21 protein-coding genes are annotated in these 19,984 nt (G+C 40.1%); 12 read left to right on the forward strand and 9 right to left on the reverse strand.

Translation table 11 applies throughout. The annotated features are described in order from the left end of the window. The first annotated feature begins 112 nt into the window (after positions 1-112). Positions 113-1,441 carry an amino acid permease gene (locus tag BLU58_RS01980; RefSeq protein WP_093290561.1) on the forward strand — a complete coding sequence of 443 codons (1,329 nt, stop codon included), beginning with the start codon at positions 113-115 and terminating at the stop codon, positions 1,439-1,441. 51 nt (positions 1,442-1,492) lie between these two features. On the opposite strand, the gene BLU58_RS01985 is transcribed toward BLU58_RS01980, so the two are convergent. Further along, entirely contained in the window at positions 1,493-2,062 is a 570-nt protein-coding gene (locus tag BLU58_RS01985) for a hypothetical protein (protein ID WP_093290562.1), read from the reverse strand. 201 nt (positions 2,063-2,263) lie between these two features. On the opposite strand from BLU58_RS01985, the gene BLU58_RS01990 reads away from it, so the two are divergent. From BLU58_RS01990 to BLU58_RS02005, 4 genes are read left to right on the forward strand one after another with little or no spacing between them, the layout of a single operon-like run. Then, positions 2,264-3,184 carry an ABC transporter ATP-binding protein gene (locus BLU58_RS01990; protein WP_093290563.1) on the forward strand — a complete coding sequence of 307 codons (921 nt, stop codon included), beginning with the start codon at positions 2,264-2,266 and terminating at the stop codon, positions 3,182-3,184. Then, the gene (locus tag BLU58_RS01995) at positions 3,156-3,893 is read left to right on the forward strand and encodes an ABC transporter permease (protein WP_093290564.1); all 738 of its coding nucleotides are present in this window, start codon (positions 3,156-3,158) and stop codon (positions 3,891-3,893) included. Before BLU58_RS01990 ends, BLU58_RS01995 begins: the two co-directional genes overlap by 29 nt. Then, positions 3,893-4,990: a sensor histidine kinase gene (locus tag BLU58_RS02000; protein WP_093290565.1), complete on the forward strand. Its 1,098-nt coding sequence runs from the start codon at positions 3,893-3,895 to the stop codon at positions 4,988-4,990. Before BLU58_RS01995 ends, BLU58_RS02000 begins: the two co-directional genes overlap by 1 nt. Beyond that, on the forward strand, positions 4,987-5,601 hold the full coding sequence (locus BLU58_RS02005) for a response regulator transcription factor (RefSeq protein WP_093290566.1): 615 nt from the start codon (positions 4,987-4,989) through the stop codon (positions 5,599-5,601). Before BLU58_RS02000 ends, BLU58_RS02005 begins: the two co-directional genes overlap by 4 nt. Before the next feature lie 33 nt (positions 5,602-5,634). Here BLU58_RS02005 and BLU58_RS02010 read toward each other — a convergent pair whose 3' ends face one another. From BLU58_RS02010 to BLU58_RS02030, 5 genes are read right to left on the reverse strand one after another with little or no spacing between them, the layout of a single operon-like run. After that, a complete protein-coding gene (locus BLU58_RS02010) occupies positions 5,635-5,952 on the reverse strand; it encodes an antibiotic biosynthesis monooxygenase (protein WP_093290567.1) in 318 nt (105 codons plus the stop codon). A 12-nt stretch (positions 5,953-5,964) separates the two neighbouring features. Then, positions 5,965-6,393, reverse strand: a complete 429-nt coding sequence (locus tag BLU58_RS02015; protein ID WP_093290568.1) for an ankyrin repeat domain-containing protein — start codon at positions 6,391-6,393, stop codon at positions 5,965-5,967. A 3-nt stretch (positions 6,394-6,396) separates the two neighbouring features. Next, positions 6,397-7,182, reverse strand: coding sequence for an ABC transporter ATP-binding protein (locus tag BLU58_RS02020; protein ID WP_093290569.1), 786 nt, complete (start codon positions 7,180-7,182; stop codon positions 6,397-6,399). Further along, positions 7,169-8,182: a FecCD family ABC transporter permease gene (locus BLU58_RS02025; protein WP_143123674.1), complete on the reverse strand. Its 1,014-nt coding sequence runs from the start codon at positions 8,180-8,182 to the stop codon at positions 7,169-7,171. The genes BLU58_RS02020 and BLU58_RS02025 overlap by 14 nt, the downstream gene beginning before the upstream one ends. Before the next feature lie 26 nt (positions 8,183-8,208). Further along, complete coding sequence (locus BLU58_RS02030; protein ID WP_093290571.1) at positions 8,209-9,162, reverse strand: ABC transporter substrate-binding protein; 954 nt, start codon at positions 9,160-9,162, stop codon at positions 8,209-8,211. A 215-nt stretch (positions 9,163-9,377) separates the two neighbouring features. Between BLU58_RS02030 and BLU58_RS02035 the strand changes: the two genes are divergently transcribed. The 7 genes from BLU58_RS02035 (at position 9,378) to BLU58_RS02065 (ending at position 17,617) form a co-directional block, all read left to right on the forward strand. Further along, complete coding sequence (locus tag BLU58_RS02035; RefSeq protein ID WP_093290572.1) at positions 9,378-9,572, forward strand: hypothetical protein; 195 nt, start codon at positions 9,378-9,380, stop codon at positions 9,570-9,572. Between the two features lie 145 nt (positions 9,573-9,717). Continuing rightward, complete coding sequence (locus tag BLU58_RS02040) at positions 9,718-11,049, forward strand: vWA domain-containing protein (protein WP_093290573.1); 1,332 nt, start codon at positions 9,718-9,720, stop codon at positions 11,047-11,049. A gap of 53 nt (positions 11,050-11,102) precedes the next feature. Beyond that, positions 11,103-11,504: a hypothetical protein gene (locus BLU58_RS02045; protein ID WP_093290574.1), complete on the forward strand. Its 402-nt coding sequence runs from the start codon at positions 11,103-11,105 to the stop codon at positions 11,502-11,504. Positions 11,505-11,822: 318 nt separating this feature from the next. Further along, complete coding sequence (locus BLU58_RS02050) at positions 11,823-12,158, forward strand: M23 family metallopeptidase (protein ID WP_255404563.1); 336 nt, start codon at positions 11,823-11,825, stop codon at positions 12,156-12,158. 130 nt (positions 12,159-12,288) lie between these two features. Continuing rightward, the gene (locus BLU58_RS02055; protein WP_093290576.1) at positions 12,289-14,430 is read left to right on the forward strand and encodes an LTA synthase family protein; all 2,142 of its coding nucleotides are present in this window, start codon (positions 12,289-12,291) and stop codon (positions 14,428-14,430) included. A 36-nt stretch (positions 14,431-14,466) separates the two neighbouring features. Further along, complete coding sequence (locus BLU58_RS02060) at positions 14,467-15,354, forward strand: YegS/Rv2252/BmrU family lipid kinase (protein WP_093290577.1); 888 nt, start codon at positions 14,467-14,469, stop codon at positions 15,352-15,354. 172 nt (positions 15,355-15,526) lie between these two features. After that, positions 15,527-17,617: an LTA synthase family protein gene (locus BLU58_RS02065; RefSeq protein ID WP_093290578.1), complete on the forward strand. Its 2,091-nt coding sequence runs from the start codon at positions 15,527-15,529 to the stop codon at positions 17,615-17,617. Positions 17,618-17,703: 86 nt separating this feature from the next. Here BLU58_RS02065 and BLU58_RS02070 read toward each other — a convergent pair whose 3' ends face one another. From BLU58_RS02070 to BLU58_RS16735, 3 genes are all read right to left on the reverse strand, one after another. Further along, complete coding sequence (locus BLU58_RS02070; RefSeq protein ID WP_093290579.1) at positions 17,704-18,159, reverse strand: hypothetical protein; 456 nt, start codon at positions 18,157-18,159, stop codon at positions 17,704-17,706. Positions 18,160-18,885: 726 nt separating this feature from the next. Next, on the reverse strand, positions 18,886-19,530 hold the full coding sequence (locus tag BLU58_RS02075; protein ID WP_255404564.1) for an IS3 family transposase: 645 nt from the start codon (positions 19,528-19,530) through the stop codon (positions 18,886-18,888). Between the two features lie 23 nt (positions 19,531-19,553). Further along, positions 19,554-19,724, reverse strand: coding sequence for a hypothetical protein (locus BLU58_RS16735; protein WP_255404568.1), 171 nt, complete (start codon positions 19,722-19,724; stop codon positions 19,554-19,556). Positions 19,725-19,984: the final 260 nt, after the last annotated feature.

The raw sequence follows: 19,984 nt of genomic DNA on the forward strand, positions 1-19,984 counted from the left end.
TTCTTTTATGGTTATATCTCTATAAAACAATTTAAAAAAGAAATACTTACCTCTAGAAAAAAATGAATGATCGTGGTATGCTGTTATGCAATCGTAGAGGAGTTGAGCAGAGATGAGTCAAGGTTTAGCGCGTTCCTTATCGGCGCGTCAGTTGCGAATGATGGCAATTGGCGGTACGATCGGCGCAGGTATTTTTATGGGGAGTGCAGATACGATTAGCCTAGCAGGTCCTGGGATTGTATTTGTATATCTCTTAGCAGGACTTTTGTTGTACGTTGTGATGGGGGCATTAGCTGAAATGGGAAGTGCCTATCCCGATCTCGATGTAAAAGGAATGATACACCGGGCATTTGGAGGAAAAATCTCCTTTGTGACTGGATGGTTGTACTACTTCAACTGGGTGCTTGTTTTAGCTGCAGAAGTAGTAGCAGCGGGTACATTTCTACATGTATGGTTTACTCATACACCCATTTGGTTATTAAGTACTCTCTGTGCTTTGTTTATTTTAATTTTGAATTTAGCGAGCGTGAAGCTCTTTGGAGAAATAGAATTTTGGCTTTCCATTATTAAAGTTGTTACTATTTTGTTATTCGTAGGACTGGGAGTATATCTTTTATTTTCAAATCAAGAGGTTGGACTATCTAATTATACGAAGTACGGTGGATTTTTCCCGACAGGACTGGGAGGACTTGCTACCGCCGTGACAGTTGTCATTTTTTCCTTTGGCGGTGCAGAGTTATTAGGTCTTACTCTCCGTGAAACAAAGGATGCACACAAAGTCTTACCGAAGGTGTTGCGTGGAGTAGTAGTACGCGTGTCGCTCTTTTATATTCTTCCGATTCTCGTGATTGTCGGTTTAGTACCATGGAACCAAATCGGAAGTCAAGGAAGCCCATTTGTAAATGTACTACAAAACATCGGACTTTCCTCAGCGGCTGATGTGATGAATTTCGTTATGCTGGTTGCTGTTATATCGGCGGCGAATTCTGGAGTATATGCGACTTCACGTATGTTGTTCTCACTAGCAGGAGATGGAGAAGCACCGAAGGTATTTAGACGATTATCTAAGAGCCAGGTTCCCGTTTTAGGGATTCTAGTTAGTGCGATCTTCTTATTTGGCGGCGCGGCTGTTGCATACTTCGCACCCAAGAGTGTCTTCTCTATTTTAATGGGGATTCCAGCGATAACGGTACTTACTATGTGGATTATGATTTGTGCGGCGCAATTGAAACTTCGATTAACCGATAAGGATTACCACAAACCAGGTCGCTTCTTATTAAAAGGGTTCCCGTATATTTCAGGAGCTACTCTTATTGCATTTACAGTCATTTTAGCTGTTATACTATTTACCCCTGATAACCTGGCTAAGTCTCTCTTGGCATTGGGTGTGGTTGCTTTCTTATTTATTGCTTCCTATATGGTAAAAGAGAAAAAACATTAAGGGCTTGAGTAAGAGATAAAAACCAGATGAAAATTCCATTCATCTGGTTTTTTACTTTAGGAAAAATAGAGGTTGCAGGAGATAGAGGGAGGGATAGCGGTCTTCGTTAGAAGTGAGAAGCCCTCGAATACGTCCCATCCGACTAATGGGATCAATATCTATAATGAGAAAGGAGTCACGATTCCAATGCAATGGGTAAAGAATGTTTTGAGAATTAAATACTATATCTTCTTCTTCCAAGGTGAATAACCTCATTGAATTGTCATCCCAACTAAACGAATAGCATCGAAAGGAATTTTTTTGTAATAGGGTAAGGAAAGACTCCTTACGTAATGAAATCTCAATCCCTGTTACATACCCCTCTGAATCTAGATCGCTTTGATACTCATGAAAGAATTCTCCATCTCGATACGCATGGCTATAGATCTTAGGAGACTGTTTTAAGTGGAGTAGCTTGTCTAAGACGGATTCATCTTGAACGAAGGGAATTTGATGATATTCGAGATTTTCTGCATAAGAGATCAAATCGCCTTCTCGTTCCCTGCGGAGCTTTAGATAGTTATGTGGTTTTTGAAGATATATGTATCCCATATTTACTGAAGAATCACAAGTAATAATCATATTCATCACCTTTGCAATAAGAGTCTTTATGTTGTATAGGATAGATGATATGGAACTGATTAAGAGTGTTCCCGGTACGAAATTGGATCAAACATGACAAATGTAATATTAAATGTATGATACTCATTACTAATGATAAGTAGGGGAAACCTTTAAGATAGATTATGAGCTTGACAGTTGTAGAAAGTGAAGGTGAAAAATATGGAAACAGCTATCCAATTATCCGAAGTAACCAAGCAATATTCTGCAAAAAAAGCAGTTGATCATATTAGCTTTACCATTGGAAAAGGAGAGATTGTCTCGATTCTTGGGCCTAATGGAGCAGGGAAGACAACGATTATTTCCATGATGCTAGGACTAAAAAAACCTACATCTGGATCAGTTGAAATCTTAGGGAGTTCCCCGTCGGATAGAAAAGTAAAAGAAGAAATCGGAGCTATGCTACAGGAAGTAAGTGTAATGGATGCAGTGAAGGTATCAGAACTTATTCATTTGTTCCGTAGTTATTATGACAAATCACTCCCATATGAGAATTTACTAACGTTATCAGGTTTGGAGAAAGATGCTGGGATCATGGCGACCAGTCTTTCTGGAGGACAAAAGAGACGATTGGGCTTTGCGCTAGCGATGGCTGGGGATCCCTCTGTTCTTTTTCTCGATGAACCAACAGTGGGAATGGACGTTACATCAAGAACTGCGTTTTGGGAGACGATTCGTTCATTAAAAGATGCTGGGAAAACCATTATCCTCACCACACACTATCTGGAGGAAGCAGATCGGTTATCTGACCGAATTATCATGATGAACCATGGGAAAATTGTTGCAGATGGGACACCAGAAGAGATTAAAAATCGATTGACGGTGAAGTATGTATCCGTATCCGCTGATGCTTCTCTTGAGCTTGATGTATTCCAAACGATTCCTGGAGTGACTGAGGTAGAGAGGGATGGGGATCATATAAAGATTTATGGTGATGATACAGATGCTATTTTGATTCATCTAGTGAGACAAAATCTAGCTGTGAGAGATTTTGATATTCATAAAGGTGATCTGGATGAAGCATTTTCGAATTTGATGAAGGAGGGAGAGTCAGATGATGCGAGCTTATCTAGCACAGTCTAAAGTTGAATTACTGCGGACTTTTCGTAATAAAAGATCGATCTTTTTTACTCTGTTAATGCCTATTATTTTTTACTTTATTATGTCGCAAAATGGAGCAGAGAAAATGGGAGGAGTTGAATGGAAGGCTTATTTCTTGATTTCGATGACCGCATACGGGCTGATGATCTCCTCTATCTTTAATCTATCTTTGCGATTGGTTCAGGAGCGTACACAGGGTTGGTCACATCAGCTCAAAATAACACCGCTACCTCCTAGTTCCTATTTTGTAGCAAAAATTAGTGTACAGCTACTCGTGAATCTAGGTCAGATTATCGTGATGTTTTTAGTGGGACACTTTGCTAACAGTGTGGAATTAACCGCTGGACAATGGATGGGAGCTGGTTTTTGGCTCTTGCTCGGAAGCGTACCCTTTCTAGCGATAGGCGCATTGCTCGGAACGCTGAATAAAGTAGAAACTGCACAAATCGTGAATCAGATTGTTACGTTGGGACTTTCTTTCATAGGAGGAATTTTCTATCCGATTGAGTTGTTCCCAGAATGGATGCGTAAAATAGGGGAATTGACTCCTTCGTATCTAATGGCAAGCGGGTCACGGAGTATTCTGGGGAACCAACCAATCGATTGGGGTAATCTGGGAATCCTAGCTATATACGCCCTCTTGTTCACGGGACTTGCATCTTTTATCTTAAAGAAGAAAGAAGTAGTTTGATGGATAGAAAGAGATCACCTTTTATCTATATTTGGCTTATTTTTATGTTCTACCCCTTGTATCATTTTTGGACCCAGACTACTCACGCTTTTCTGGGTTCCTTTCTCATTTTAGCTTTGGTTCTCGTTTTTCTTCTGTATATTCGATCGGGGAGGCTCATTTATGTCATTGTTCAACTGGGGATTGCGTTTGTTATTTGTTCCTTCCTCTCCTTCCAAGCCATAACGATCTTTTCTTATCCAGCTGCCTCCGTTGGCTTTCTATCAAATCGCAGAAAATTTTTAATCGGATATGTCATCTTGCTTACCTTGATTATCATCACTTTCTTCTCTTTTTATGATGTAGATGAGATAGGTAAAGTCATTTCCCTTGCCTTTCCGTATCTCATATTGCTCTTTGCTCTCCCTTTTGTGGGACGGATTCAAGGGAGACGGGATGCGATTCAAAGTCAACTTTTACTTGCGCAAGAGCAAATTGTTGAGATGGGTAAGAATGAAGAGAGGCAACGAATTGCAAGAGATTTACATGATACGCTTGGACATACACTTTCACTCATTACATTAAAAGGACAATTGGCAGAAAAATTAATTCGTAAAGACCCCTCTAGAGCTGAGCAAGAAGCGAGGGATATTCAGACAACGGCTCGCAGTGCTTTAAAACAGGTGCGAGAGTTGGTTTCGGACTTAAACTTTGCAAAGTGGAACGATGAAGTGAACCGCTCACGTCAAATCTTAGGTGCGGCCGAGATTCAATTTACCTCACAAGACGGGGGAGTGACCCTTACTCCATTTGTAGAAAATATTTTTGCGATGTGCTTGCGTGAACTGATTACGAATGTTGTGAAACATAGTAAAGCGACAACTTGTCACCTGCATTCGGGAGAAGAAGAAGGTTATTTCTTTCTGCGTGTAAAGGACAATGGGATTGGGTTTTCCTCAGAAAAACAGAAAGCGGAGAGCCACGGGCTGATCGGGATGCGTCAGAGATTATCTTTAGTGGATGGGACTTTACTAATCCATTCTAATAACAAAGGAACGATGATTACCGTCCAAATTCCAAAAGTGATCAAACATAAAGAGAAAGTAGGAGAGCGATGATTCGAGTGGTGATCGCAGAAGATCAAGGAATGTTGCGTAGTGCGTTAGGGGCTTTATTGGACTTGGAAGAAGATATTACCGTTGTGGGACAAGCGGAGAATGGGCGGGAAGCTCTAGAACTCATTCATCAACATCAACCTGACCTTTGCATCGTAGATATTGAGATGCCGATTATGAGTGGTTTGGAAGTGGCAGAACAGCTAAAAGAGATGCAACATCCATGTCGGGTTGTAGTTTTAACCACCTTTGCTCGTCCGGGCTACTTTCAACGGGCTGTGGCAACAGGTGTTCAAGGATATTTATTAAAAGATCGGTCTAGTGACGAATTGACTGAGTCATTACGAAACATCATGAAAGGAAAACGGGAGATCTCACCCGAATTAGTGGAGATCGTATGGGAAGAAAAAAACCCCTTAACTCCAAGAGAGCAGGAGATTCTCTTACTAGCAGAAAAAGGGCTTACAACAAATGAAATAGCAGGTCAACTTTTCCTTTCAGCGGGCACGATCCGTAACTATCTATCAGAAGTAAACAGTAAGATGAGTACGAGCAATCGATTAGAAGCGATCATGACTGCGCGGAGTAAAGGATGGATTGTCGAAACCCCCTAAACCATAAAGGCTAGGGGGTCTGTTCCTTTCGTACTATGCTGGTAAATGTTCAACTACCACTTCATATGTATGAAGCGTGTTACCTAAGATGTTGGAAGGCTCGTTAGACTCTCTTCTCTTAGCATGAGCGCCTTTAAAGGAGTCACTCTCTACCCACTTATCAAAGAATTCTTTTCCTTCCCAAGTGGTACTCACTACATACTCCTCATACTCTGTTGTATCTTGCGTCTTTAATAGTTGCATTCTAACAAATCCTGGAAACTCGTGAACTGATTTCGGATTACGGAATCGTTCTTCTAATTCATGACCATGGCCAGACTTTACCCGAATAGTATTGGTAACGATAAACATATGAATCTCCTCCTAATTTGAGCGTACTTGCTCTAGACTAATCAAGTAATCAAACACGCCTTTTGCATCTTCCCCGCCCATCTGAGCATGAACGATCAGCGGGATCCCGTGAGGTCCTTTCGCGTGGATCATTTTGGGAAAAGAATCGAGCATTGTCTTCACAATATCTAACTTACCTAACATGGCAGCTGTAAAGATATCCATGCGTGCCCCTTTTTCAATTAAGTATAGAGCAATATCCTTTCTTCCTACATGACTTGCGGCCCCTAAGGCAGTTTCCCAGTCCTCATTTCCCCAGTTCCATGCGGCATAGAGTAAGCCGGGCTCTTGCTCTAACATCTCTTTGATTGTATCAAAATCTATATGTGCAGACGCTACAAAATTCCGTACCATCTCATCTGGAATTCTCACTTTTTCTTTCTTACTTTCGGTTGCAGTCATATCTTATTTCCTCCTTTGGTCATAGCAAGTTCTCATTGGGATGAAAGTTGGTTTATCAGAGTGTTGAATCGATACTTCAATTCCAAACACATCGTGAAACATACTAGGCTGAATTACCTCTTCTGGACTTCCATCTAGATGAACCTGACCATTCTTCATCACTACTAGGCGATCACTATATAAAGTTGCTTGATTGATATCATGTAGCACCATCACAACTGTTAGACCTAATTCCTGATTCAGTCTCTTCACGAGTTCCATCACTTCTAATTGATGGGAAATATCTAAATACGTAGTCGGCTCATCGAGAAGTAGGATACTTGAACTCTGGGCTAGCGTCATCGCAATCCAAGCTCGTTGTCTCTCTCCCCCAGAAAGAGCAGGAAGTGGGCGATCTTGAAAGGTGTCCATCTTCGTTACTTCAAGTGCCCAATTAACCATTCTCTCATCTTCAGGTGATAAACGTTTGTACCACGTCTTATGGGGATGTCGACCAAACTCCACAAGCTCACGCACTGTCCATTCGATCGAGTGATCATGAACTTGAGGCAACATCGCTAAGCGTTTCGCAATCTCACATCCATCCCACTGCGACAAGGGGACTCCATCTAACAAAATTTGTCCTGATGTAGGGTTCCACAATCTCCCTAGCAAACGAAGTAGAGTTGATTTCCCGGATCCATTGGGACCAATGATACTTAAGATCTCTCCTTGTTTAAGCTGAAGATGAGGAACTTGTAGTTGAAATCGCTGAGAGTGTTGATAGGAAATCTCTTTAGCTAGTAGCATTTCTTCGCATCCCCTTTAGTAGAATGAATAGGAAAAACGGTCCTCCTAAGAAGGAGAGGAACACCCCCACAGGAAGTTCGATTGGATCAAACCAAGTTCTCGCAAATGCATCTGCTAGCGTTACCAATAAAGCTCCGCCCAGTGCAGATGCTGGTAGTAAATATCGTGCATCGTTACCTATAATCATTCGCAAAATATGAGGGACGACTAGACCTACAAAGCCAATTAAGCCCGATACACTCACTGCGATTGCCGCTAGTAAACTACTAAGTAGAATCAAGAAGAAACGGCTTCTTTCCACACGGTGCCCCAGCAACTTAGCTACTTCATCCCCTAAGCTGAGAACGCGTAGATGTTGTGCGGCAAAGAAGCTAAGAAGGATCGCGATGAAAGCATATCCGACCACCATCTGAAACTGACTCCAACCCACTCCGCCCATTCCCCCCGAAAGCCACGGGAGTACAGACTGAACTCGATCACTAAATAACAACATTAACGAAGATAGAATCGCCCCTATTAACGCATTAATCGCAACGCCTACTAAAATAATGCGATGAGACGATGCCCCTTGGTTCCATGATAGAAAATAGATTAATAGGGTTGTGCCAAAAGCGCCCACAAAAGCACCAATCGGCAGGAAGGTTGCCGCCGTAGCTGGGAATATGATTAACATTACAGTTGCAACGACACCCGCCCCTGAAGAAACACCGATAATTCCAGGGTCAGAGAGCGGATTACGCATCACACCCTGTAAAATGGAGCCAGATAATGCCAAGCATGCTCCGACAATTAAGCCGATGAGAATGCGCGGAAGGCGCAAATCCCATACAATTCGCTTCGCCATATTATCTTGTTGATAGAGGACACCATCTACTAATTCTGTTGATGTGAAGGAGACAGGGCCTGCAAATATCGCATAACATACGGCCCCGAGTAGTCCTAAAACCAACAAGATCAACACTATGAATCTCTTCCTAGAAAAGGGATGAGTGCCCCCCATATTTTTCTGTACAGATAAATCCTCCATTACGATGAAGTCACTTTCGCTAGGCTATCCTTTAGGAAATCTAAGCTTTCAAGTATTTTGGTGCCAGGATTTGAGCCGAATAGATGGGATGGCAGAACGACGATTTTTCCATTTTTCACTGCAGACAAGTTATTCCATGCAGAGTTTTTCTTCATCTCTGCTTCAAATGCTTTCTGGACGGATGTTGGGTCTTCGTGAGTAATCAGATACACAACATCTGGATTGCTTTGCACGATTCTCTCTGTGCTTAGTTGCGCATATCCTGGCATTTCTTTGGAAACAGGGAACGCTGAGGCGATATTTTCTCCCCCTACTTTCGATAAGAGATCGCCAGATAGGGAGGATGGCAATGCAACCATATAGGAGCCCGGTGCTCCGTATACAAGTAGTGCTTTTGCTTTTTTAGCAGGTTGTTCTTTTTGGAGAGCTTGTAACTTATCCGCTATTTGCGTGGTCCATTTTTTCGCTTCATCTTGTTTACCTAAGAGAACTCCATAGTCCTCGATCGACTTATGTATGCCTTCCACAGAACTACTTTTTGCAATATAAACTTGGATTCCTTGTTTTTCTAAGGTCGGAATATGTCTTTCAAAACCACTATTTGCAATTAATACGTCCGGTTTAACGGCCGCTATCTTTTCAAAACTAGGACTGTGCGGGTTTCCGATTTCCGTTGCTTTTTGTAGCTCTGGACTGGAGACAGGAGCCTTGGTCGTAGGGCGCCCCACAATCTCTCCGCCTAAAGCATGAATAATATCCATATCACCTGAACTAAGCGATGCCACCTTCTTAGGTTGCTGTTTAAAAGAGAGCGTCCGATTCGCCGCATCCGTAACCGTTACCTGAGAGGATGACGATTTAGGAGCAGATGCTTCTGGAGCCTTCGACTGACAAGCTGTCATAATCCCGAGGCAAAGGAATGAAACCCCGATTAACTTAGTTACCTTCTTCATAATGAATCCCCCATATATATGACAATGATAATTAGTCTCATTTATATCGCCATTGTAATAGTTAATGATAATCATTGTCAATTAGAAAGGTGAAATAAAATTAATGGTTTTTAATTACTTATATTTACAATGTAAAACAATATTTTATACAATTAGTCTTATTATGTTTTGTTTATCATTGTCTACTATTAATCTTATTATTAAAGTTGAGTGCGATGTATGAAGTTTTGAAGGTTAGAGTGGAGTCCGCACTTAGGCGTAAAAAAGGATCACCTACGATGGAATATGTGATTATAATAGGGATCGGTGCTGTTTTCGCAGGGTTATTAGGATGGGTATTCACTGATGCGGGTGCAGCTACGAATATCAAGAATGCTTTTAAAGAGAAAGTGTTGAACTTATTTAAATAGGAATGTTCGACTAGTAGTGATTTCAGGATGGTAATTCAGATGCATTTTTTGGGTTATATGTAAAATACGCTTCTTGTCTAATCGTGAGAGGAGATAAGAAGCGCTTTATAGTATTCGAACCTTTAATCGATAGGATGTGAAGATAGTGTCCAAAAAATCCGTGTTTGTTTGCGTAAGTATATCTCTACTAATTCTGTCTGCTTGTTCATTCACAGAAACACCATCTAAGGAGAGTAAGCAGGAAAATGATACACAGTCTACCACAAAAGAACTTGCTACTGATTTAGATGGCTACCTCAAAGAGAGACCTGGTAAATATGCAGGGGCAAAGTATGACGAAACCAAGGTAAAAGCAGACTTGGACAAACTGCCAAATAACATATCTGTTAAAGATGCACAAAGAGCTATTATCGATTTATTAGCTGAGGATTATCAACCAGTACTGAAAGAGATTGACAATTTCAATACGACTTTACATATTGATGTAGCAGATCCAGAGAATCAGACTACCGATATACCTAATGAAAAACAGAAGCCCGTTAATGCCTATATTCTCCTAGATGCTAGTGGAAGTATGGCGGGTAAAGTAGGTGGACGTACCAAGATGGACCTAGCCAAGGCAGCAGTGAATCGCTTCTCTTCTTCACTACCCAAAGGAGTAAATGTCTCGCTACGAGTCTATGGAAATAAAGGGAGTAATGCAGATAAGGATAAGGATGTTTCCTGTAGAAGTATAGAGGAGGTATATCCATTAATACCATATGATTCACAAAAATTTGGCCAGTCCCTTAATCAGTTTAATCCGACCGGCTGGACACCGATTGGCTTAGCTTTAGAACAAGCTAAGAAAGACTTAGAAGAAAAAGGAACAGATACCGAGAATATTGTATATGTAGTAAGCGATGGCATCGAAACGTGTGGTGGGGATCCTGTACAAGCAGCAAAAGAAATGAACCAGTCTGGGGCAAAAGCAATTGTCAATATTATTGGCTTTGATGTAGATAATGCTGGACAACAAGCTTTGAAGAAAGTAGCTGCAGCAGGTGGAGGAGAGTACAGTACTGTTCAGTCCGAGAAAGATCTCCGGGAGTACTTTGATAAGAAGAACCGAGATATGTACTGGAAATGGAAGAGTTGGGGAACAAAAGCTTCGCTTAGTCTGCATTCTCAACGGCTTAGTAGGAAGGGTGAAAGTGAAAAATTGTTATTTTCAGTTTCAAGTGGTTTTGGGAAGATAATGCAAACCGAGGAGGAAAATATGAAAATGGCTATAGAATACTTAAAGGAAAAAGGAAAGATATCCGAGAACTCTCGCTTGGATTTAGGTCAAATACTTTTAAAGAGATATCTAGCTTTAGCGGACTATAAAAACAAAAAATGGTCTGAGATAGATCAGGAAATCGATCGAAATTTCGCTGAGCTTGACAAATCAGCAGAACAGAAGGAGAAGGAGATGAAAGGGAGATATGGGAAGTAAATTTTGAGTTTGAATTTCCATATTGAATTTATAAAGACAGCGAGGATATGCAGATGATAAGTTGGAATCATCGAAGGCATTTTGCAATAAGTTTATTGATTATGTTCGCCTGTGTCATATTTTCACCTTACATAGTTTTGGCGAAAGACATAGCCACTGGAAGTTCATCTAATCAATATAGCTTAGGTGCAGAGAAATTCCTAATTCGGATAGCGGCAGATGATGGAGATGCTAAGAAAGCAGAAAAACGTGGGGAAAAATCATTCCCTCAAACCGATAATGTGAAGCTTGCATCGTATCAAGTGAAGAAAATAGAAAAAGGGGAGAAGAAAGATAAACAAGGGGTAAAACGGTCTTATATGGAAGTAACGGCCAAGATTAAAGGAAAGATCCTGTTCCTTTCAATCGCTCCTATTGAATATTCCTATAAAGCACAGTCACGGATCATTGATTAAACGGTTATAAATCAATTAAGTTAACGATCGTTATAGAGAGGAACTACCATGAATCATAGATATAATCGAGGATTAAAAATGACCAAATAGTCAACGCGATTTACAGATGGGGGCCAGTCATCATGAGATGGGTTCACAAAGTCGTTTGCTGGAGTCAATCCAAACGAAAGGGTTCTGCAACCCTTGAGATGGTAAGTATGTTACCCTTTTCTCTCGGGAAGCGGACTGTTTAACCGTCCCATACAAGGAAATGCAATTAGTTCTGGTTTTGGCCCTAGGAAACACCCGATTGCCGGTAAGGTTAAGCAACATAATGGAATTGATTTCCCGCGCCCTGTAGGAGCTCCGATCTACGCGGCGATGAATGGAGTTGTGACCAAAGCAGGTCCGTCTAGGGGGTATGGTAATCTCATTATTATTAACCATGGTAATGGATTAGAAACGTGGTATGCACATATGTATTCGAATCAGATTTATGTTCATGTGGGGCAAACGGTGACGGCGGGGCAAAACATAGCAGGTGTGGGGAGTTCTGGTGGATCGACAGGTCCTCATTTGCACTTCGAGGTACGTAAAAATGGAACCCCTGTTAATCCAGTAGGTTATTATAAGTTGAGCAAAGAGCATTCATGTTTCTTAGTGGAAGCTCTTTAAGTAGGTTGAGTCCTTGTACAGAAAGACTAAATGTGGATAAAGTTGGAACGTATCCATAATCGCATTCATGATACAATATTTTAGGTTATAATATAAAATAATTATGTAGATGTAGGAGACAATACGATATATGAAACAGAAAAGAGAACGTATCTTAAATTATATTAAGTCTCGATACGCTCTGTGGATTTTAACTCTCATACTTGTATTCATGATAGAGTTATTAAACCGAGGAAAAGTTCAAGACTTAACGAAATGGATTTTCAAAGAGGAGTCCTTTATACCTGCATTTGTGCTTACGTATGCGATTGTCTATGGAATTCTCTCCTTGTTTATTGCCTTGACCGGACGGGCACAGATTGCCTACTGGACGATAAGTACGTTTTTAGTGCTTATCGCGTTTATTAGTGGAATGAAATGGAAACTTATTGAAGTACCGTTGATGCCTTGGGATGTTACCATGACAGATGAAGCAATGGATCTTTCAGGATATCTGCAAGAGGTTCCGATTAAAATGGTGATTGCGATCCTTGTTTTTGTGATAGTAGGCATTTTGCTTTTCAAGAAGCTACCACATGTTCAAAAGAAGTTTAACTGGACAGAGAGAGGTCTTTTTCTCTTGCTATCTGTCGTTTTATTAGGTGTAATCTTTACGGATAAGCCGATTGCGATTAAGAAGAGATTTGGTATTGAGTATTCAAGAACGATTCAAGACTTAAACTATAAGAAAAATGGCTTTTTACTATCTACAATTTTAAATGTGGATCAGGCATTTGTGGACAAGCCAAAGGGATATAGTGAAGAAAAAATTAAATCATTAGTCGAAAGTAACTCGAAAAATGACAAAGTAAATTCTAAAGTAAATCCGAATGTGATTGTAATCCTGAGTGAGTCGCTCTGGGATATGACGAAGATGAAAGATGTTAAACTAAGTAAAGACCCACTTAGCTTCTATCACTCGCTACAGAAAAAGTATTCAAGTGGTGAGATGTTAAGCCCGGCTTACGGTGGATGGACAGCGAATGTGGAGTTTGAGGTTTTAACAGGGAATACGGTGCGCTTTCTTCCACAGGGAGCTATTCCGTATAATCAGTATGTAAACCATGGAGTTGATTCTCTAGCCAGCATCTTAGGAAGACAAGGATATAACACGACGGCTATTTCTCCTACTCACAGTCGCTTTTATCAGGCTAACAAAGTATATCAAAACTTTGGATTCTCCCGTTTTATCAGTGGGGAGTTTTTCGAAGATAAGAAAAAGGGTCCTTACATTGCGGATGATGAAGTAGCAAATAAAATTATTGAGACAACAGAGAAGAGTTCTGGTTCTGACTTTATCTTTGCTAATACGATGGAAAATCATGGATCGTATATTAACAAATATAAAGAGAAGACAGTTAAAGTAGAAGGTCAGATGTCTGCAGAAACGAAAGATATGCTAGAAAATTACGCTACGGGTGTTGCCGATGCTGACGAGATGCTGAAGAAGTTGGTACACCATTATGAGAAGAGCAAGGAACCAACGATTGTGGTGTTCTTCGGTGATCACTTGCCTCCTCTAGGAAGAAATTATTCTGCATACAAAGATGCTAAGTATATTGGCAAAGATAGTGGACCTGATTTCCTTCCATCTGCAAGTACTGACTACGGAGATAAGTCAAAAGGGACTGTTAAGGAGTTAGATTTCCTTAATAAGATGTACCGTACTCCTTTGATGGTATGGAATAACTATCTACCTGAGCATCAAGATAAATTAGATATGAGTTCCAATTTTATTGGTCCGTATGTGCTAAACTTAGCGCAGAAAGAAGGAACGTATTATACCAACTATCTATACAATCTTTCGAAGAAATATCCTATGATCCCACCGCAAGAGTATTATTCGCAGATGAAGATCAAGTCGGAGGATTTAGCAGACTATCAGATGATGCAGTATGATATTATGTTTGGTGAGCAGTATGGTTATGGTAAATTGAAAGATCAGATTGCAAGTAAGAAGCTTATCTTCGGCTACGGAGATATGACGATTGAAAATGTTACCTTGCATTCATCTGGTCAGGAGAAGACCATCCACATTACTGGGAAAAACTTTAGTGGTCCGAGTACGATTTATTTAGATGGAAAATCGATTGAAACCAAATACCAACCGGATGGTAGCTTAATTGGAATCATATCGGATGAAGGAAAAGTAGCTTCGGCTAAAATTCAAGTGAAAAACGGGCCAAAGGGAATTGATCTTGCGGTCTCCAATGTGTACCAAATGAAAAAATAGAGATAGATAGTTTATCGAGGAAAGGGTGGGCTTTTTATGCCACGTGCTCGCCTTATCTATAATCCAACAGCAGGACGGGAATTGGTCGAGAGAAATCTTGCCAAGATTCTCAATCGGTTGGAAGACGCAGGTTATGAGACATCCTGTTTTGCAACCAAATATCGATGGAGTGCAGCGGAAGAAGCACAAGCTGCAGCCGAAAGCGGATTTGATCTAGTGGTCTCTGCGGGTGGGGATGGAACCCTTCATGAAGTAGTAAACGGATTAGCAAGACATCCGAATCCGCCTAAGCTTGCGATTCTACCTGCGGGAACTGTAAACGACCTTGCTAGAGCCCTTGAGCTACCGCGTGATATCTTGGCGGCGAGCAATGTAGTAAAAGAAGGCAAGACCAAGCGAATTGATGTAGGAAAGTATGGAGAACGTTATTTTATAAACGTTGCAGCTGCGGGACGGATTGCAGAGGTTACTTATGAGGCACCTAGTAAACTAAAAACCGTATTGGGACCGCTTGCTTACTATGCGAAGGCGATGGAGAAATTAGGCACGTTAAGTGAGCCTTTCCCGATCCATATCGAGACACCAGAGGGAGAGTGGGAAATTGAAGTCCTGCTCTTCCTAATCGCGAATAGTGTCTCCGTAGGTGGATTTCAAAAAATCGCACCCTCAGCAACGTTGCATGATGGATTACTTGATGTGATTATTGTGCCGAAAACGAAAATTCCAGATCTTTTACATTTAGCTGCTCTAGCGTATCGTGGACAGCATGTACATGACTCACGGGTCATCTATTTTCAAACAAAGAGTCTTAATATCAAAACACCAGAACCCCTCAATTTAAATCTAGATGGAGAGTGGGCTACTGGTGAATTGGCAGGTCGATTTGAGATCTTACCAAAACATCTAGAAGTATTTGTTCCATGAATAATAAGCTCCTCTCGGATAGTTAGTTGAACGCACGAACTGCTATTAGAAGGGAGTTTTTTTGTTCTTTATTGGCTGAAATTGGAGTTTATAAATCATTCTATTTCCATGGTATAATCATTTGGTCTATATTAAATGTCTATACTACATTATATACGGGAGATATTATTGGATGAAACCAAAATTACATTACTTAGTAAACTATGTGAAATCTAGATACTCTCTATGGATTTTAACCTTGCTCCTTGTTGTGGTGGTAGAGTTACTCAATAGGGGAAGCTTTCGATCATTAGCTGGATGGTTATTTGATATTCATGATTTTCCTTCTGTGATACTCACCCTTTTGATTGTCTATAGCTTGTTGTCCTTGTGTATTGCTTTGATTGGACGAGTTCAGGTTGCATATTGGGTCATGGGTGTGGTTTTAGTAGCCATTTCGTTTATTAGTGGCATTAAGTGGAGAACGATCGATACCCCTATGATGCCTTGGGATGTGCTACTTGCAAGCGAAGCATTTGACCTTACCGGTTATATACAAGAGGTTTCCCTTTATATGGTTCTGGTGGTAGTTGGATTTGTGACTGTAAGTATCGTACTGATCAAGAAATTACCTCATTTCCAAAAGAAATTCTCTTGGCTAGAGCGAGGCATATTCCTTGTTCTATCGGTTTTACTACTAAACATGGCTTATACAGACAAGCCGATGCCGATCAAAAAAATGCTGGGAATCGCTCATTCTTCTGTTCACCCAGTAAATAACTATATTCGAAATGGCTTCTTGGTTTCGACCATGTTAAATATTAATCAGGTATTTATTGAAGAACCGAAAGGATACAGCGAAGAAAAAATTAAATCATTAATCAATCGTATCCCGAAAAACGAAAAACGTAATTCGAAAGATAAGCCGAATATTATCGTGGTATTAAGTGAGTCTTTATGGGATCCAACCAAAATGAAGAATGTAAAGTTTAGCAAGGATCCATTGGCATTTTATCACTCGTTACAGAAGAAATACTCGAACGGAGAGATGTTATCTCCTCAATTCGGGGGATGGACAGCAAATGTAGAGTTTGAAGTGTTGACAGGAAATACAGTTCGTTTTCTTCCATCTGGATCAGTTGCGTACAACCAGTATGTAAATCATGGTGTTGATTCTCTCGCGAGTATCTTGGGGAGACAAGGATATAACTCAACAGCGATTTCCCCAACTCACAACTGGTATTACCAGGCTAACAAAGTATATCGCAACTTTGGTTTTTCTCGTTATATTAGTGGGGAGTTTTTTGAGCAGAAGAAAAAAGGGCCTCAAATCGCTGACAGTGAAGTAGCGAAAAAGATTATTGAAACCACAGAGAAAAGCTCTGGTTCTGACTTCATCTTTGCTAATACGATGGAGAATCATGGAGCTTATCAAAATAAATATAAAGCAAGCGAAAAGACGATTACAGTAGAAGGCCAGATGTCAGCAGAGACGAAGGATTTGCTAGAAAATTACGCCACAGGTACTGCTGGTGCGGATGAGATGCTAAAGATGTTGGTAGAGCATTATGAGAAGAGTAAGGAGCCGACGATTGTTGTTTTCTTTGGCGATCACTTACCAGCGCTAGGAGCTAATTATAAAGCTTATAAAGAAATGAACTATATAAGCGGCTCAAATGATCCCGATTTCCTTAACAAGATGTATCGCACTCCGCTCATGGTATGGAATAATTATCTACCAGAGCATCAAGATAAACTGGATATTAGTTCTGCTTTCGTAGGTCCATATGTGCTAAATTTAGCTCAAAAAGAGGGAACCTATTATACTGATTTCCTTTATAATCTGTCGAAGCGCTTTCCCGTTATCCCTCCGCAAGATTCCTATAAGAAGATGGGGATTAAACCGGAAGACCTAGCAGATTACCGGATGTTACAATATGATATTCTATTCGGTAAGCGTTATGGATACGGTAATCTAAAAGATCAAATTGCAAGCAAAAATTATATCTATGGCTACGGTGAGATGTCCATTGATCATGTCGTTCTCCAGGGATCTGGACAAGGGAAATCAATCCGGGTGACAGGTAAAACCTTTTCAGATCCGAGTAAGATTTTTCTCGATGGAAAAGAGTTGGAGACTTCGTACCAGCCAGATGGTAGCTTAGTAGGAGTTGTGTCAGAAGAACAAGCACAGGAGCTTGGGAAGGCTAAGATCCAAGTGAAGAATGTGGATACGAAAGGAATGGACCTAGCAGTCTCTAATGTTTTCCAGATGAAAAATTAGAAAAAACGAAAAAGCTCCTCTCCAGTGGGCAGTTGGTATCATCAAACTGCTATCTGAGGGGAGCTTTATTGTTTTCTGGCTACTGATTAACGAACAGGAATTTCACCTTCAACAAGATGTCCGTGTACTTTATTAATCTGATACTTTGTGTTATCGAAAGAAAGAACTACGAACTCTGGGCTTGGCATTAGTTTTCTGATTACCGGATTCATTTCTGCTTGAACTAATAGAGAAAGATTGCCATCTTTAATGACAGAAGTTTTTACATTGAAATCATACACAGCACCTTTAGTACCAAGTGATAGATATACATATGTCTTTTTACCATGTTTCACCATAGTTGTACCTTCTACTTTCGTATCTACTTGTGCAGATACTGCTTGAGGAATAGAAGTATTATTTTCTACTGTGAAAGTAGCATCTTCCCAACCGCCTTGAGATACTTTACTAACTTCAGCTGCTTGAGTAGTGGATGGTGTAGCAAACCCTGCACCTACTACCATAGCTCCACATGCGATCATTCCTACTACGAAACGTTTCATTCACAACAACCCCTTATTCAAAGTTTATCGAACAATCAAATCATAGCACATAATGATGTAAATTTAAATGTTTTAATATAAATTTAAAGATATAATTTTATTATAAATGTTTTGTTTATGTATGGATCACTAGATTGAAATGGTCACAAGACTTTTAATGATATATTTTTAAGGGGTATAAGGGATTTTATACATGATTTCTGTTTTTGTAGTAAAGTATAATTGGTTTTAATGAACTTTATGTCCATTTCTTTTTAAAATAAATTTATATAAAATATGTAAATATATACGGTAAAGAATATAAAAAACCACTAAACTAGCTCAATAGAAAAGAGTTAGTTTAGTGGTTGTATACATAATAAGATGCCGTTGATAGATTTGAAAAGATGTTGTTCTCCAATGAGTAGAACTGTTTGATGTGCAAATGGTTTACAATCATTCTCATTTATTTTAGCCTTGTTCTGGACAAATAAAAAAAACCTTATTTACTAAGGGTTTCGATGGTGGAGCATAGCGAGCTCGAACCGCTGACCTTCGCACTGCCAGAAAAATATAGAATGTTTTTTAGGCTGTTTTACCATTAAATATGTCCAAAAAACCTCTATAAATCAATTGGTTCGATCACTGGTATACTCCAATTTAATGGATAGTATGTTTGTAATTGGTTTGCTATCCGTTTGGACCTATGACAAGGTAATGGGCAGAAAATAATAGACAATCAAACAGCTACATGTGAATGGAGGAAATCCTCCATTTGTTGTGGGGTTTTGTAACCAATCCCACTGTGGATACGATTTCGATTATAGCGGCCCTCAATAAATTCAAAAATCCGAATCCTAGCATCCTCGTAGGAGTGTAAGATGGGTAGACAAATTCCTTTTTGAAGATGGCGTGAAAGCTTTCAATAGGAGCATTATCATAGGGACATCCTTTGGCTGAGAAGGATTGCTTGAAGCCATTCGTATTTACTGTATGACGATATTTGTTGCTGGTATATTGGCTTCCGCGGTCAGAATGAAGGATGCATCCCTTAGCTGGTTTCTGAGTTACTATAGCATGATCGAGGGCTTGTAATACACATTCTTTGTCCATCGTTTTACTGAAATGCCAGCCGACAATTTTATTGGTTGCTAGATCCATGATAGAAGCAAGATAACACCAACCATCGCGGGATGTGTGGACGTAAGTGATATCACTAACCCACTTCTCGTTTCGCTTGGATGAATGGAAATCCCGTTTCAATAAATCTTGTCCGCCTTGATAGATTTTTCTATCCGACCTGAAAGGTCGATATTTCTTTAGTACCACAGACCGAAGTCCTAGGACTTCACAAACAGTTGGGAGGGGATAAGATCGATTTTGGGATTTCACGAAATAAGCAAGCTTGGTAGGGCTTATCTCTTGGCGAATATGGTCATAGCCTTTTTTAAAATATCGTTCTCCATTTCGAGTTGCCGAATGCGGGCTTGGAATTGCTTTACTTCCAAGGCAGTAACAGACTGATGATCGACTGAGATCTCTTTTGCATTGTTTGCCCATTTAGATTGTTGCTCTGCTGATATCATATTCGCGTGTTATTTCTGCTCCAGATTTGCCATTGTGATAAAGCTCTACGATTGTCTCCTTGAATTCTTGGGTGTAGTGTTTGCTCATCGGGGATTCACAACCTCTCAAGTTTATTTTATCTGTCTTGCAGATTGTGTCCACCACCTTATACTAATACCAAATACCATATCTACTGTGTTTTTGTAGGTTTCAAGTTTTATGTTTAAATGCTGAAAAATCTCCCCCTGTGTACGGTCTACTTAAACAGTAATTAGAGAGA

It is taken from the genome of Thermoactinomyces sp. DSM 45892, from assembly GCF_900107305.1.
Lineage (GTDB): Bacteria > Bacillota > Bacilli > Thermoactinomycetales > Thermoactinomycetaceae > Baia.

Coding starts and splice junctions, on each gene's coding strand:
- BLU58_RS01980 (WP_093290561.1), top strand. CDS start 113: ATGAGTCAAGGTTTAGCGCGTTCCTTATCGGCGCGTCAGTTGCGAATG.
- BLU58_RS01985 (WP_093290562.1), bottom strand. CDS start 2,062: ATGATTATTACTTGTGATTCTTCAGTAAATATGGGATACATATATCTT.
- BLU58_RS01990 (WP_093290563.1), top strand. CDS start 2,264: ATGGAAACAGCTATCCAATTATCCGAAGTAACCAAGCAATATTCTGCA.
- BLU58_RS01995 (WP_093290564.1), top strand. CDS start 3,156: ATGATGCGAGCTTATCTAGCACAGTCTAAAGTTGAATTACTGCGGACT.
- BLU58_RS02000 (WP_093290565.1), top strand. CDS start 3,893: ATGGATAGAAAGAGATCACCTTTTATCTATATTTGGCTTATTTTTATG.
- BLU58_RS02005 (WP_093290566.1), top strand. CDS start 4,987: ATGATTCGAGTGGTGATCGCAGAAGATCAAGGAATGTTGCGTAGTGCG.
- BLU58_RS02010 (WP_093290567.1), bottom strand. CDS start 5,952: ATGTTTATCGTTACCAATACTATTCGGGTAAAGTCTGGCCATGGTCAT.
- BLU58_RS02015 (WP_093290568.1), bottom strand. CDS start 6,393: ATGACTGCAACCGAAAGTAAGAAAGAAAAAGTGAGAATTCCAGATGAG.
- BLU58_RS02020 (WP_093290569.1), bottom strand. CDS start 7,182: ATGCTACTAGCTAAAGAGATTTCCTATCAACACTCTCAGCGATTTCAA.
- BLU58_RS02025 (WP_143123674.1), bottom strand. CDS start 8,182: ATGGGGGGCACTCATCCCTTTTCTAGGAAGAGATTCATAGTGTTGATC.
- BLU58_RS02030 (WP_093290571.1), bottom strand. CDS start 9,162: ATGAAGAAGGTAACTAAGTTAATCGGGGTTTCATTCCTTTGCCTCGGG.
- BLU58_RS02035 (WP_093290572.1), top strand. CDS start 9,378: ATGTATGAAGTTTTGAAGGTTAGAGTGGAGTCCGCACTTAGGCGTAAA.
- BLU58_RS02045 (WP_093290574.1), top strand. CDS start 11,103: ATGATAAGTTGGAATCATCGAAGGCATTTTGCAATAAGTTTATTGATT.
- BLU58_RS02055 (WP_093290576.1), top strand. CDS start 12,289: ATGAAACAGAAAAGAGAACGTATCTTAAATTATATTAAGTCTCGATAC.
- BLU58_RS02060 (WP_093290577.1), top strand. CDS start 14,467: ATGCCACGTGCTCGCCTTATCTATAATCCAACAGCAGGACGGGAATTG.
- BLU58_RS02065 (WP_093290578.1), top strand. CDS start 15,527: ATGAAACCAAAATTACATTACTTAGTAAACTATGTGAAATCTAGATAC.
- BLU58_RS02070 (WP_093290579.1), bottom strand. CDS start 18,159: ATGAAACGTTTCGTAGTAGGAATGATCGCATGTGGAGCTATGGTAGTA.
- BLU58_RS16735 (WP_255404568.1), bottom strand. CDS start 19,724: ATGATATCAGCAGAGCAACAATCTAAATGGGCAAACAATGCAAAAGAG.